Raw genomic sequence first — 14,030 nt, 5'->3', positions numbered from 1 at the left:
AGACAGCGCATGCGCATGGACTATAGATTGCGCGGGATGATGGCGGAGCGTTTCGCATGAGCCTCGTTGCGCGCAACAAAATTGATGTCCACGTATTGCTAGCTGCAGACGTAGTCGCCTCGGTCGAGATCCAACCGCGGGTCCGGCCGCCGCTGGCGCGCGTGTTCGCCGGAAGGGAGCCCTCGACAGTGCTCAACGTGCTGCCGCGGCTTTTCGCGTTGTGTGTCGCTGCCCAACAAACTGCACTGTTGTCCGCGATCGAGACGGCACGCGACGAAGTGATCAGCCGCGCAACAAAACGGCAGCGTATCGCGCTTATCGTTACTGAGCGCATCGCGGATTTGGCACGGGGCCTTTTCGTCGGACATCTTACGCTAGATGTCGCCAGTGCGGCGGGAATCCGGGCCTTGGTGTCGGAATTGTCGGCGATTGTCCGATCCGCACAGCCAGCCTGGAGCTCCCCTCAACGCGAAGCAACGGCACGGATTGTCGCTGCGCTGGCCGTGCTGGGGGTACCTGAGGGGGGCGCGCTGACGTCCGGCAGCCCACTAGCGCTTCGCCTCGCGGCGCTTAATGAGGTCGACCTGAAGTCAATGCCGGCGGCGCACTCGTTCTTGTCTGTTGCTGACGACCAGAACATCACAAAGCGGTTGCTCGGCGATGACTCGACATTTTGCGATTGTCCCGATCTCGACGGACGGGTGCCCGAGACGGGCCCATGGGCGCGCCAAATTACCCGGGATCGGGTCTCGCTGAGGCCCTTCGGTGCAGCCGAGCGGCTGATGGCCAGAATTATTGAAATCCTCCGGCTATGTGCTTGGCTCAAGGCCGGCGCTCAGATTGACGCCGCGGAGCATGGGATTATTGAAAGATACAAACTGGGTCCGGGCCGTGCAGCGGCCGCGGTTGAATGCGCCAGGGGCCGTCTCTACCACGCGGTGGAGCTCGATGCTCATGGCCGGATATCCCGCTTCGAATTCCTTGCGCCGACGGAGTGGAATTTCCACCGGCGCGGACCGCTTGTACGGAACCTGCAGGGCGCGGTGCTCAGGGCTCGACGACGCCGAGATGCAGTCCACGCGGTGATTGCATCGCTTGATCCGTGCGCCGCGTTCACCGTCAATTTTCGCGAACTTCGCGATGCATGAAATGGCGATTTGTCTTGAGATCATTCAGATCGCCGAGGAGAAGGCACACGAGCGATGCTCTTCGCGGGTGCGGAGCATTTGTCTCGAGATGGGAGCGCTGAGTCATGCCGCGCCTGAAGCGATCAGGTTCTGCTTTGCTGCCGCTGCAACGCGGACCGTTGCCGAGGGCGCGGCTCTTACTATCGTCGAACTGCCAGGCCTTGCCTGGTGTATGAGCTGTTCGAAGAGCGTCGAAATTGCACGGCGCGGTGAGTGCTGTCCCTGCTGCGGCAGCTATCAGTTGCAGGTCACCGCTGGCGAACAGATGCGCGTGAAAGAGCTGGAGATCGATTGATGTGTGCTGTTTGCGGCTGCCACGAAGAGACGCCTTCTACCAAACGCGCCGATGCAAATGATATGGAGAGCGATGAGCGATACGGTGATCGTGTGCAGGACAAATCCGATCGCCATTCTGCCTATCCGCCGGGCGAGCGACGCTCGGCGCCCTCAGACCACGCCGGTCATTTTTATGATCGAAATCCTCGCTCTGCCATTGACAGGGCACCTTACATGCAGGCGCTTCCGAGCGGCGGGGGCGGCCCGACAGATTTAAGGGCCCTGCGCGTAAGCGGAAAGGGGATCGTTGAGATCGAGCGCGATATCCTGGGCAAGAATAATGGGATTGCGGCGGTCAACCGCGCGCTATTCGTAGCCGATGACTTGCTTGTACTTAATGTTGTGTCCAGCCCCGGTGCGGGTAAAACAACACTGCTCGTTCGCGCGGTGTCCGATCTTAAGCGCAGCCGGCGGGTCGGGGTCATCGAAGGCGACCAGCAGACCTCGAACGATGCCGAACGTATTCAGGCCGCCGGCGTGCCAGCCGTTCAAATCAATACCGGCAAGAATTGTCATCTCGATGCTGCGATGATTGGCGAGGCTTATCGCCGCTTGCCGGTGCTCTCAGGCGGTATTCTCTTCATCGAGAACGTGGGTAATCTGATCTGTCCCGCTGCCTTCGATCTTGGCGAGGCCTGCAAGATCGTAGTGTTCTCGATTACGGAAGGTGAAGATAAGCCGATCAAATATCCTGATATGTTTGCAGCTTCGTCCCTCATGGTGATTAACAAGATTGATCTGGCGTCGCTGCTTGAGTTTGATTTGGGCAAGGCCATCGAATACGCCAGACGGGTCAACCCAAAGATCGAGGTGCTTGTAGTTTCGGCTCGTAATGGCGAGGGATTTGGTGCGCTCTACGCCTGGATCGATAAACAGGCGCGCCGCCAGAGGCGCGCCTTGGAGGACACAAGGCGATGAGTGCTGCAGCCACCTGCGACAAAACACGGCTGCGCGTACTCGTGAGTGGGGCAGTGCAAGGGGTCGGCTTTCGTCCTTATGTATATGGACTCGCCATGCGGTACGGATTGGCGGGGTTTGTCGTTAATGGCCCCGAGGGCGTTATCATCGAGGTCGAGGGGCACCGTGCGTCAGAGTTTGTCGCCACATTGCCGCTCGAGGCGCCTCCATTGGCACGCATAGACCACATCTGCGTTCGGGAGACTGCGGCGGTAGCGGCCGAAGACTTCACGATCAGTACGAGCGAAGTCGGCAAATTGTCAACGCAAATCGTTGCGGACGCCGCGGTCTGCCAGCAATGCCTCAGCGAGCTTTTCGATCCAGAAAATCGGCATTACCTCTACCCCTTCATCAGTTGCTGCCATTGCGGCCCACGTTACACCATCGCCGAGCGGCTTCCGTACGATCGTCGCAACACTGTGATGAGAGCTTTTAGGTTGTGCGCAGCGTGCGCGGCTGACTATGCCGATCCGGCAAGCCGCCGATTTCACGCGGAGGCGATTGCTTGTCCGACATGCGGACCTCGGCTCAGCCATGGGATCAGCGCCATTGTCGCGGCGATCGTGCGGGGGCAGATCGTGGCGGTAAAGGGGCTGGGCGGATACCAGCTTCTTTGCGATGCGCGTAATCAGGACGCCGTGCAGCGCTTGCGCAGGAGAAAGCACCGCCTTCAGAAGCCGTTCGCAGTTATGGTCGATTCCATAGAGCGCGTTAACGAGATTGCGGAGGCGAAAGCGGTCGAGCTTGCCCTGCTCGAATCCGTAGCACGTCCTATCGTTCTCCTACCATCGCGCAACAAAGTGGCGCCCGCCATAGCTCCTGGTTTATCGCGATTGGGTGTCATGCTGCCCGTAGCGCCGCTGCATCATCTCATCTTCCATGCGCTTAGCTCGCCGGAGGGGCGCTCGGGGTCTGGCGCGGTCATCGTCGCCACCAGTGCAAATCTCTGCGGCGAACCGCTCCTGATTGATAACGCGCAGGCGCTGAGGCGGCTCAAGGCGATCGCCGACCTTGTCGTGATCCATGATCGCGATATCTTGACGCATGCTGATGATTCCGTGGTTTCGGTGGTGGCTGGCCGGCCCCAATTCATTCGTCGTGCTCGTGGCTATGTGCCCGAGCCAATCCGGCTTGAACGGTCCGTCCCGCCCGTGCTCGCCGTCGGGGCGACACTGAAATCTACCATCACCATTACGCGGAACAACCAAGCGTTCGTCTCTCAGCATATTGGCGATCTAAATACGGCCGAAGGCATCCGTGCGTTCGAGAAGACGATCCGGCACCTCACATCGAGCCTTGACGTGGAGCCTGTCGTGATCGCCCATGATCTGCATCCCGATATGGCTTCTACCCGGTTTGCGGAAGCAAATACCCGCAAGCTGGTCGCGGTCCAACATCACCACGCACACGCTGCCGCGGTGATCGCCGAGCATGGGCATGCCGGACCTACGCTTGCCCTGGTGCTCGATGGCCATGGCTTTGGCTCCGACGGGGGTAACTGGGGTGGCGAACTATTGTTGTGCGAAGGGTCGTGGTCGAGACGCATCGGGCACTTAGCGCCGCTGAAAATGCCTGGTGGAGATCGTGCAGCCCGCGAGCCGTGGCGCATGGCGAGCGCAGTATTACATGGGTTCGGTCGGGGTAACGAAATCGTGCAGCGCTTTGCGGCGCAACAGCAAGCCGGGTGTGTGACGGAGTTGCTTGATCAGCCATGCCGGACCACCACGACCAGTGCAGGACGGTTGTTCGACGCGGCAGCGGCGCTGCTGGGGATTGCGAACTTGCAGAGCTATGAGGGCGAAGCAGCGATGAAGCTCGAAGCGCTGGTCCGGCGGACTGCCATTCTCCAAGGCGGCTGGACGATCGACGGCGGCGTGCTGTCGCTTCGTCCGCTGTTTTCGCGGTTGATTGCTGATGACATAGACGCCGCCGGCGGAGCCGAGCTGTTTCATGGCACTTTCGCCGCCGCCTGCGTTGACTGGGTCGCGCGTTCTGCGCAGACAACCGGCGTCAATACCGTCGTTCTGAGCGGCGGCTGCTTCCTGAACGCGGTGCTGGCGGACAAAATCCCGCGGGGGTGCAGCGATGCCGGTCTTACCCCGCTGGTGCCGCGGCGGCTGCCGCCCAATGACGGCGGTTTGAGCCTTGGCCAGGCCTGGATTGCCGCTCTACAGATCGCTCAACAGTCGTCCGCCAGCGGAGGAACTGCCTGATATGTGTCTTTCGGTTCCGGCAATGATCGCGAAAATTCTTCCCAACGAAATGGCCCTCGTGTCCATCGATAACATCAGGCTAGAGATATCGATTGCTCTCATGGACGAGCTCGACGTCGGGGATTGGGTCCTAGTCCATGTCGGCTATGCGCTCGCCAAGATCGATCCGGCGGAAGCCAAGCGCACGCTAGAACTCCTGCAGGAGCTAGCCAGCGCTGCGCAGGAATGCCGGTCATGAAATATTCTGACGAATTTCGCGACAAGACCATCACGCAGGGACTTGCGCGTGCGATTGACGCTGAGGTCAGTTCGCAAAGAGCCTATCGGTTCATGGAATTTTGTGGGGGACACACTCATGCGATCTCCCGCTACGGTCTGGAGGATCTGCTGCCGGCGAACGTCCGGATGATCCACGGGCCCGGTTGTCCCGTTTGCGTTCTGCCCGCGAGCCGTATCGACGTGGCGATTCAGCTCGTCGAGCGGCCAGAGGTCACTCTGTGTGTCTACGGCGATTTGATGCGCGCGCCCGGGTCGCAAGGACAATCCCTGTTGCGGGCCAAAGCGCTGGGCGCCGACATTCGGATGGTCTACTCGACGCTCGAGGCTATCCGGCACGCCGAACAGGCGCCGGGCCGCGAAGTGGTCTTTTTTGCCATCGGATTTGAGACCACCACGCCGCCGACCGCCGTCATGATCCGGATTGCCGAGAACAAGCGGTTGGACGGCCTTAGCGTGTTCTGCAATCACGTGCTTACACCCTCTGCGATGCACAGCATTCTCGAGAACCCGAAAATCCGCAACACCGGCGGGGTCCCCATTGACGGATTCATCGGGCCTGCACATGTCAGCACCATTATCGGTACACAGCCTTACGAACCTCTGGCGGAGCAGTTCAAGAAGCCGATCGTGGTCGCCGGATTTGAACCCCTCGACGTGCTGCAGGCTATCCTCATGCTGGTGCGGCAGGTGAACCAGGGTCGCAACGAGGTGGAAAACCAATACAGCCGTGCAGTGACACGCGAAGGCAATCGGCGCGCCAAGGAAGAGGTGTCGCAGATATTCGAACTGCGTGAGCAGTTTGAATGGCGTGGGCTTGGACTCGTACCCAACAGCGGACTGAAGCTGAAGGGGTCTTACGGAAAATTCGACGCCGAGACTCGTTTTGCGATCCAGGACATGCGCGTCGCAGACAATCCGGCCTGCGAGTGCTGCGCGATCCTGCGTGGCGCCAAACGGCCGGTAGATTGCAAGTTGTTTGGAAACGTCTGCACGCCGGAAACGCCGATAGGGGCCTGCATGGTGTCATCAGAAGGGGCTTGTGCGGCGTATTGGACCTATGGCCGAGTTCGCGATGAGCAGGTGAGGCAGACGTTATGAGCGTGAATGCCTATCAACGCAAGCTCGACGTGGAGAACGGACGCGTTGAACTCTCCCACGGATCCGGGGGCCGTGCCATGGCACAGCTGATCTCCGGCCTTTTTCACCAGGCGTTCGGTAATGAATGGCTCGCCCGCTGCAATGATCAGTCGACGTTTGATGTTTCGGCAGGCCGGATGGTGATGACGACCGACGGTTACGTGGTTTCGCCACTGTTCTTTCCCGGCGGCAATATCGGGTCATTGGCTGTGCACGGCACGATTAATGATATCGCGATGTCCGGTGCGCGTCCCCTCTATTTGTCGGCCAGCTTTATCATCGAAGAGGGTTTCCGGTTTTCGGATCTGACAACCGTGGCGGATTCAATGGGCGCGGCCGCACGCGGTGCCGGCGTTTACATCATTGCCGGCGACACCAAGGTCGTCGAGCGCGGCAAGGCGGACGGTCTGTTCATCTCTACGGCCGGGATCGGGCTTTTGGCCGATGGGCTCGATCTCTCCGCCGACAAGGTAAGGGTCGGGGATCGTGTCCTGGTGTCCGGTAGCCTCGGCGATCATGGGGTGGCGATCATGTCAAAGCGTCAGAACGTCGCTTTTCAAACCGAAATCGTCTCGGACTCGGCAGCGTTGCATAATCTCGTAGCGGTCATGATTGCCGCTGGTGGTGGCGGCATCCGGGTGATGCGCGACCCCACGCGCGGTGGGCTCGCTGCGACTCTCAACGAGATTGCGCATCAATCCGACCTCGGGTTTCATCTGCAGGAATCAACCATTCCGGTGAAGCCCGCGGTTGCGGCTGCCTGCGAGCTGCTTGGACTCGAGCCGATCCATGTCGCCAACGAGGGCAAGCTCGTTGCGATCGTCGCGCCTGACTCGGCCGATGCCGTGCTTGCAGCCATGAAGGCGCACCCGCTCGGGTCCGATGCAGCTGATATTGGCGAGGCAGTGGCTGACGATCACAAATTTGTGCAGATGACGACCGGTTTCGGCGGCCGACGAATCGTCGACTGGCTGTGGGGCGAACAATTGCCTCGGATCTGTTGAACAACCGCGCAATGTCAATTTTTTGGAAGCCAAAGTTGCCATCAATGGTCATTGGCCATCAGCTCCTGAAACGCTTCGCTTAACAGGCAACCCTGCCTAATCGGCAGATGCCATCTTTCCTGCTTGAGAACTCCGGCGAGGCCGGATTCAAGCCGCGATGGCAATTCGGAACGATTCATCGATCGCGCTGCTTCAATGGTTAAGCTCAGCGAGCACGGTGACACGATCCCGCTCAGCACCCGTAGGTTTGAAATCCTGCGAAGCCTGCCAAATATCGCTGAATTCCTGCGCCATTTTGGTCGGCTGCATCGCGCTATCGCTGCGCGCTTCCGATAAGAAGGGCGCGTCAGGCAGGGAGTTTTCAAATGAAAGTCGGAGTCCCAAAGGAAATTAAGGCTCACGAATATCGCGTCGGCCTTACCCCTGGAGCTGCGCGTGAATACGTGGCAGCGGGCCACCGCGTAATGATCGAGACCAATGCGGGCGCTGGCATTGGTGCAACCGATGACGACTATCGCAATGCTGGCGCAACGATCCTAACTTCCGCAGCTGAGGTATTCGCATCGAGCGAGATGATCGTAAAGGTTAAGGAGCCTCAGCGGTCCGAATGGTCTCAGCTGCGTGAGAATCACATCCTGTTCACTTATCTGCATCTGGCCCCCGACCTGGATCAGGCTACCGGCCTCTTGGAATCTGGATGCACCGCGATCGCCTACGAGACCGTAACTGATGCGCACGGTGGTCTTCCACTGCTGGCGCCGATGAGCGAGGTCGCGGGTAGGCTTGCGATCGAAGCGGCGGGTAGCGCCCTAAAGCGGAGTACAGGCGGACGAGGGCTGCTCATCGGTGGAGTGCCCGGTGTTCAGCCTGCCCGAATCGTGGTGATCGGAGGTGGCGTGGTTGGCACGCACGCGGCACGCATGGCGGTTGGTCTGGGCGCAGAAGTGACCATCATTGACCGTTCGTTGATCAGGCTCCGCGAGCTGGATGACCTGTTCGAAGGGCGCGTTCGCACCAGGTTTTCGACTATCGAGTCCGTGGAGGAAGAGGTATTCGCGGCGGATGTGGTGATCGGTGCGGTCCTCGTTCCAGGTGCGAGCGCGCCGAAGCTGGTCCGCCGGAGCATGCTGAGTTCGATGCGCAAGAGGGCGGTACTCGTGGACGTCGCTATCGATCAGGGCGGTTGCTTTGAGACATCGCACCCAACCACTCACGCTGATCCGACTTACGAAGTAGATGGCGTCATTCATTATTGTGTGGCCAATATGCCCGGCGCCGTGCCGCTCACCTCGAGCCAGGCGCTGAATAATGCGACCCTGCCGTTTGGTTTGGCTCTGGCCAACAAGGGTTTTTCCGCCGTGCTCGACAATCCACATTTGCGCGCGGGCCTCAACGTCCATCGCGGCCGGTTAACTTACAAAGCGGTGGCCGAGAGCCTCGGGTTGCCCTTCTCTCCGATCGAACAGGCTGCGGCCTGATCCCAGAGGCCCTTATGGGCGTTTCCTCCCTGACTTAGGCCGCCCTTCGGGGTGGCTTTTTTTCGGCTCCATCAATCTGCTGATCGCCGCCGGCATTTATTTGAAGCGCGGAGCCAAGCGGAGGATCACCAGAAGAACGCCTGGCTTCAGTCGCGCGCGCGATGGGGAGACAATGTACTTTCGCCCCATACAGCGCACGTTAATGCCGGTTTTGCCGCAATACAGGGCGACTGAAAATGCGTCCGATGGGCCCCAGCGGGGCGCGCATCACCGGCGCGACTTTATCTAGCGACCGCCGGACCATTCGAATTGCCTGTGGCGGGGCGGACCGGTGACGACTGCCGGTTGTTCGCTGTGATGCCGTCATTTAAGCCGCGGCTGTCCCGATGAGTGGAACCAACAAGATGCGCTCTGTGTCGACCAGATCGTGCGCGGAGAACTTTGTAATGTCGCGCTACTCATCGATCGTAGCCGCGGCACGGCGGCTTGGGAAGGATCTCAGATCGTCCCCTGAGGCTGGTGAAGGTGGTTCACTTGATCCCGGACTGCCGTGAGATCGACCATGCGCAAATCACAGCATCGATATCAAGCTGTCATGCCCGCTGTAGGATTTGCGACACCGCGTCGAGGCGGCGGTTTGCGTTACCGAAAATACTCCAGACAAATCAAGCTCAGACTATCTGGCACAAGACTTGATAGCAAGAAACTGTCCCACCTTTTGCTTATGGAATCGCAGTGATGGCTTACAAGATAATCGCATCCCAGTGCACCGTCTGCGGTGCGTGTGAGTTCGAGTGTCCCAATGCCGCGATCAGCCTGAAGAACGACATATATGTGATCAATCCGTCCCAGTGTACCCAATGTGAGGGGCATTTTGACGCCCCCCAATGCGCCGTCGTTTGCCCGGTGCCCGATACATGCGTACCGGCAAAGGTGGGGTAACGGATGAGAGGAGCTCCCGTACGAAACATAATGAAGATGCTACCGACAACCGCCGCCTTTCCGATCCGTCTCCTGTTTTGCTCACTGCTGGCCGCGAGTTCGTAGTTCTAGCGTGAGCCGCTCATAGAGCTTTGGCGCAATCCTCCCCGCGGGAGTTGCCCTTGCGCGAGCGGAGCGGCCAATAATAGCCGAACAAGAGACGGTCGAAGGCGCGTGCAGCGCATCGACGTCGACCAGTATCGTTATGGGCTTGAGACCATGATCGACTCCGAGAAGGCTCCGAAGGGCTGTCGGAAGAGATCGTAAAGTTCATCTCACAGAAAAAAGAACGAGCCCGCCCGGATGCTGCAGTCGCGGCTGCAAGCCTATCGGAGCTGGCGACCATGCAGGAGCCGACCTGGGCGCGCGCGTCCGACGATCCCAAGACCGACCTGGCGGGCCGCGTTTGCTCGCCTGTTGCACGACGGCGCTGCTGCCGATGATGAAGAGACGCCTGAGCGCGCCCATCTTCGATGTCGCGCCGAGCTTCTGCTTGCCGCCCGTCGAGCGTTGAAGAGGCGTAAGTCCCAGCCACGCGGCAAAGTCGCCACTTTGGTAAAGGTTTCGGCCGCCAGTGCTAGAGCGGCGATCGCGGTGGGCAGAGATCGGGCCGATCCCAGGAACCGTCATCAGCCTGCGCGATAGCTCGTCCTCGCGAGCGCGTCGCGCGATCTCCATGTCGAGATCCGCGATCTTGCTGTTGAGGCCGCCGAGCAGGTCGAACATCAGTCGGAACATGGTCTGGTCCGCTTCGGGAAGCGAGCTGGGCCATCTCTTCTTCGTCGATCAGGTCGACAAGCGTCGCCACATGCGACGGCCCCTGGATGCAATCCAACCGTCGTAAGCGAGTTGAGCGGTTCTTCAACAGGATCAAGCAATGTCGTCGGGTAGCGACGCGCTATGACAAACTTGCTGCCAACTACCTCGCCTTCCTCCAACTCGCGTCAAACAGGCTATGCTCGGCGCTAAGGAGGCCACGTTCTAGCATCTCACAAGCCTAGTCGGTCAGCCGGCGTTGCAGCCGACTTCCGCCGTCGATCCCAGAGCACTGCGGCCGTGGATACGCTCCAAAACTGACCAGGCAATTTCACGCATAGGCCGCCTTGTTCCATTTCGAACAGGTCCAAACCGGAAAGGTCTCCGCGCAAAGCGTGATGTCGGATTCTCAACAGCACCCCTGTCACCGCAAGAGGCGCCCTAAGTACTTTTTATTGTTCTATTTTTTGTGCTCACCAGACGATGGCATGCTGGTTGCAAAAGTCTCGGATCAAGAAGCCGCCCTCGCAACAGCTAACCTTTGAAGGACATCAGATGAGTCTCGCCACGACCCAGAGCATCGCAGAAATCAGGGCTCGCAACAAAGAGCTGATCGAGGAGGTGCTGAAGGTCTATCCGGAGAAAACCGCGAAACGGCGCGCCAAGCACCTCAACGTTCACCAGGCCGGCAAGTCAGATTGCGGCGTGAAGTCGAACATCAAATCCATACCTGGCGTGATGACGATCAGAGGCTGCGCTTATGCAGGCTCAAAGGGGGTGGTCTGGGGACCAATCAAGGACATGGTTCATATCAGCCATGGCCCGGTCGGCTGCGGTCAGTATTCGTGGGGCTCGCGACGCAACTATTACGTTGGCACGACTGGGATCGATAGCTTCGTGACCCTGCAGTTCACCTCCGACTTCCAGGAAAAGGATATCGTATTCGGCGGCGACAAAAAGCTGGTCAAAATTCTTGATGAGATTCAAGAGCTCTTCCCACTCAACAATGGTATTACGATTCAATCGGAGTGCCCGATCGGATTGATCGGTGACGATATCGAGGCCGTGTCACGAGCGAAATCGAAGGAATATGGAGGCAAGACCATCGTGCCGGTCCGTTGTGAGGGCTTCCGGGGCGTGTCGCAATCACTAGGCCATCACATTGCAAACGATGCGGTGCGCGATTGGATCTTCGGCCGTCCCGAGGCCGACGGAAAACCAAAGTTCGAGTCGACACCGTACGATGTTGCAATCATCGGAGACTACAATATAGGCGGCGACGCTTGGTCGTCGCGAATTCTGCTGGAGGAGATGGGCCTGCGGGTAATCGCGCAGTGGTCCGGCGACGGTTCACTGGCCGAGCTTGAAGCAACGCCGAAAGCAAAGCTCAACATTCTCCATTGCTACCGTTCTATGAACTACATCTCACGCCACATGGAAGAGAAGTTCGGTATTCCTTGGTGCGAGTACAACTTCTTCGGACCTTCAAAGATCGCAGAGTCGCTTCGCAGGATTGCGGGTTATTTCGACGACAAGATCAAGGAAGGCGCCGAGCGAGTGATCAAGAAATATGAGCCGCTGGTGGACGCCGTGGTCGCAAAATATCGCCCGCGCCTGGAGGGCAAGACGGTGATGCTGTACGTGGGCGGCCTTCGGCCGCGTCACGTGATTGGCGCATACGAGGACCTCGGGATGGACGTCATTGGCACGGGATACGAGTTCGGCCACAACGACGACTATCAGCGCACAGCTCAGCACTACGTGAAGGACAGTACGCTCATATACGATGATGTTAATGGCTATGAGTTCGAGCGCTTCGTTGAAAAGCTCCAGCCTGATCTTGTCGGCTCGGGCATCAAGGAGAAATACGTTTTCCAAAAGATAGGTGTGCCGTTCCGGCAGATGCACTCGTGGGACTATTCGGGTCCCTATCACGGCTATGACGGCTTTGCGATCTTTGCACGCGACATGGACATGGCCGTCAACTCCCCGGTCTGGAAGAAAACGAAGGCCCCCTGGAAGGAAGCTTCGAGCGCCAAGCTTCAGGCTGCAGAATAAGGCAACTCATCTCGCTCTCTGGGAAACCCCAGGGCGATACCAATCTCGATAGTGAAGGATTTCACCAATGGCGCAGAGTGCCGAACACGTGCTCGATCATGTCGAACTGTTCCGCGGTCCAGAATACCAGCAGATGTTGGCGAAGAAGAAGATCTTCGAGAATCCTCGCGATCCCGCCGAGGTCGAACGTATCAAGGAGTGGACGAAAACGGCCGAATATCGCGAGAAGAACTTCGCGCGGGAGGCGCTAGCGGTAAATCCGGCCAAGGCATGCCAGCCGCTTGGCGCAGTATTCGCCTCCGTTGGCTTTGAGCGCACGTTGCCCTTCGTCCACGGCTCGCAAGGCTGTGTGGCCTATTACCGTAGTCATCTGTCGCGGCACTTCAAGGAACCTAGCTCCTGTGTCTCTTCATCAATGACGGAAGACGCTGCCGTATTCGGGGGCCTGAACAACATGATCGACGGGCTCGCTAACAGCTACAATATGTACAAGCCCAAGATGATTGCGGTTTCCACAACCTGCATGGCCGAGGTGATCGGCGATGACCTCAACGCCTTCATCAAGACGTCGAAAGAAAAGGGCTCGGTTCCGGCGGACTTCGACGTGCCTTTCGCCCACACGCCGGCGTTCGTCGGCAGCCACGTCACCGGTTATGACAATGCGCTCAAGGGTATCCTGGAGCATTTTTGGGACGGCAAGGCGGGAACAGCGCCGAAGCTGAAGCGCAAGCAGAATGGGACGATCAACATCATTGGTGGGTTCGATGGCTATACCGTCGGGAATCTTCGCGAGATCAAGCGCATCTTGGAATTGATGGGCATCCAGCACACGGTTCTCGCCGACAATTCTGAAGTGTTCGATACTCCGACAGACGGCGAATTCCGGATGTATGACGGTGGCACGACGCTGGAGGATGCGGCCAACGCAATTCACGCGAAGGCGACAATCTCTATGCAGCAGTGGTGCACCGAGAAAACACTGACATTCGTGGCTGAGCATGGCCAGGACGTCGCATCTTTCAACTACCCAATTGGCTTATCCGCAACTGATGATTTTATCGTCGCGCTGTCACGCATCAGCGGCAAGGAGATTCCCGAGAAACTCGCGCGAGAACGTGGCCGCCTGGTGGACGCCATTGCGGACTCCAGCGCTCATATTCATGGCAAGAAGTTCGCGATCTATGGCGATCCGGATCTTTGCTATGGGTTGGCTGCGTTTCTGCTCGAACTCGGCGCCGAACCAACCCATGTGCTGTCCACCAACGGCAACAAAGCGTGGCAGGAAAAAATGCAGGCCCTGCTTGCAAGCTCGCCGTTTGGACAGGGCTGCCAAGCGTATCCCGGCCGAGACCTCTGGCACATGCGCTCACTCTTGTTCACCGAGCCGGTCGATTTTCTGATTGGCAACACCTACGGGAAGTACCTGGAGCGGGATACTGGAACGCCACTGATCCGCATCGGCTTCCCGATCTTTGATCGGCATCACCATCACCGGTCCCCCCTATGGGGCTATCAGGGTGGCTTGAATGTGCTGGTGAAGATACTGGATAAGATCTTCGACGAGATCGACAAGAATACCAACGTTCTTGGCAAAACGGACTACAGCTTCGACATCATTCGCTGATGGGCGACTGCGCGTGCCAT

11 protein-coding genes and 2 pseudogenes are annotated in these 14,030 nt (G+C 58.8%); 12 read left to right on the top strand and 1 reads right to left on the bottom strand.

Annotation, left to right across the window (positions count from 1 at the left end; all coding sequences use genetic code 11):
- Window positions 1–56: 56 nt before the first annotated feature.
- From N2605_RS28225 to N2605_RS28180, 10 genes and pseudogenes are all read left to right on the top strand, one after another.
- On the top strand, window positions 57–1,148 hold the full coding sequence (locus N2605_RS28225) for a hypothetical protein (protein WP_260344074.1): 1,092 nt from the start codon (window positions 57–59) through the stop codon (window positions 1,146–1,148).
- Window positions 1,141–1,482: a hydrogenase maturation nickel metallochaperone HypA/HybF gene (locus tag N2605_RS28220; RefSeq protein WP_260344073.1), complete on the top strand. Its 342-nt coding sequence runs from the start codon at window positions 1,141–1,143 to the stop codon at window positions 1,480–1,482. The genes N2605_RS28225 and N2605_RS28220 overlap by 8 nt, the downstream gene beginning before the upstream one ends.
- A complete protein-coding gene (gene hypB, locus N2605_RS28215; RefSeq protein ID WP_260344071.1) occupies window positions 1,482–2,441 on the top strand; it encodes a hydrogenase nickel incorporation protein HypB in 960 nt (319 codons plus the stop codon). The genes N2605_RS28220 and hypB overlap by 1 nt, the downstream gene beginning before the upstream one ends.
- Window positions 2,438–4,693: a carbamoyltransferase HypF gene (gene hypF / locus N2605_RS28210; RefSeq protein ID WP_260344069.1), complete on the top strand. Its 2,256-nt coding sequence runs from the start codon at window positions 2,438–2,440 to the stop codon at window positions 4,691–4,693. Before hypB ends, hypF begins: the two co-directional genes overlap by 4 nt.
- A gap of 22 nt (window positions 4,694–4,715) precedes the next feature.
- On the top strand, window positions 4,716–4,931 hold the full coding sequence (locus N2605_RS28205) for a HypC/HybG/HupF family hydrogenase formation chaperone (RefSeq protein WP_311735338.1): 216 nt from the start codon (window positions 4,716–4,718) through the stop codon (window positions 4,929–4,931).
- Window positions 4,928–6,070, top strand: coding sequence for a hydrogenase formation protein HypD (gene hypD, locus N2605_RS28200; RefSeq protein ID WP_260344067.1), 1,143 nt, complete (start codon window positions 4,928–4,930; stop codon window positions 6,068–6,070). The genes N2605_RS28205 and hypD overlap by 4 nt, the downstream gene beginning before the upstream one ends.
- Window positions 6,067–7,113: a hydrogenase expression/formation protein HypE gene (gene hypE / locus N2605_RS28195; RefSeq protein ID WP_260344066.1), complete on the top strand. Its 1,047-nt coding sequence runs from the start codon at window positions 6,067–6,069 to the stop codon at window positions 7,111–7,113. Before hypD ends, hypE begins: the two co-directional genes overlap by 4 nt.
- Window positions 7,114–7,478: 365 nt before the next feature.
- A complete protein-coding gene (gene ald, locus N2605_RS28190) occupies window positions 7,479–8,591 on the top strand; it encodes an alanine dehydrogenase (protein ID WP_260344065.1) in 1,113 nt (370 codons plus the stop codon).
- A gap of 738 nt (window positions 8,592–9,329) precedes the next feature.
- Complete coding sequence (locus tag N2605_RS28185; RefSeq protein ID WP_036014930.1) at window positions 9,330–9,533, top strand: 4Fe-4S binding protein; 204 nt, start codon at window positions 9,330–9,332, stop codon at window positions 9,531–9,533.
- Window positions 9,534–9,714: 181 nt separating this feature from the next.
- Window positions 9,715–9,964, top strand: a pseudogene (locus N2605_RS28180) (Fe-S cluster assembly protein SufB); the annotation flags it as partial.
- An 82-nt stretch (window positions 9,965–10,046) separates the two neighbouring features.
- On the opposite strand, the pseudogene N2605_RS28175 reads toward N2605_RS28180, so the two are convergent.
- Window positions 10,047–10,202: pseudogene (locus N2605_RS28175) on the bottom strand (transposase); the annotation flags it as partial.
- A 681-nt stretch (window positions 10,203–10,883) separates the two neighbouring features.
- Between N2605_RS28175 and nifD the strand changes: the two are divergent.
- Both nifD and nifK read left to right on the top strand, forming a co-directional pair.
- A complete protein-coding gene (nifD, locus tag N2605_RS28170) occupies window positions 10,884–12,386 on the top strand; it encodes a nitrogenase molybdenum-iron protein alpha chain (RefSeq protein WP_260344063.1) in 1,503 nt (500 codons plus the stop codon).
- Window positions 12,387–12,453: 67 nt separating this feature from the next.
- Window positions 12,454–14,010: a nitrogenase molybdenum-iron protein subunit beta gene (nifK, locus tag N2605_RS28165; RefSeq protein WP_057027963.1), complete on the top strand. Its 1,557-nt coding sequence runs from the start codon at window positions 12,454–12,456 to the stop codon at window positions 14,008–14,010.
- Window positions 14,011–14,030: the final 20 nt, after the last annotated feature.

The organism is Bradyrhizobium yuanmingense (assembly GCF_025200905.1).
Classification (GTDB): domain Bacteria; phylum Pseudomonadota; class Alphaproteobacteria; order Rhizobiales; family Xanthobacteraceae; genus Bradyrhizobium; species Bradyrhizobium yuanmingense.
Note: the sequence above shows the minus strand (reverse complement) of the source record. Positions and strands in the feature narration are given on the sequence as shown.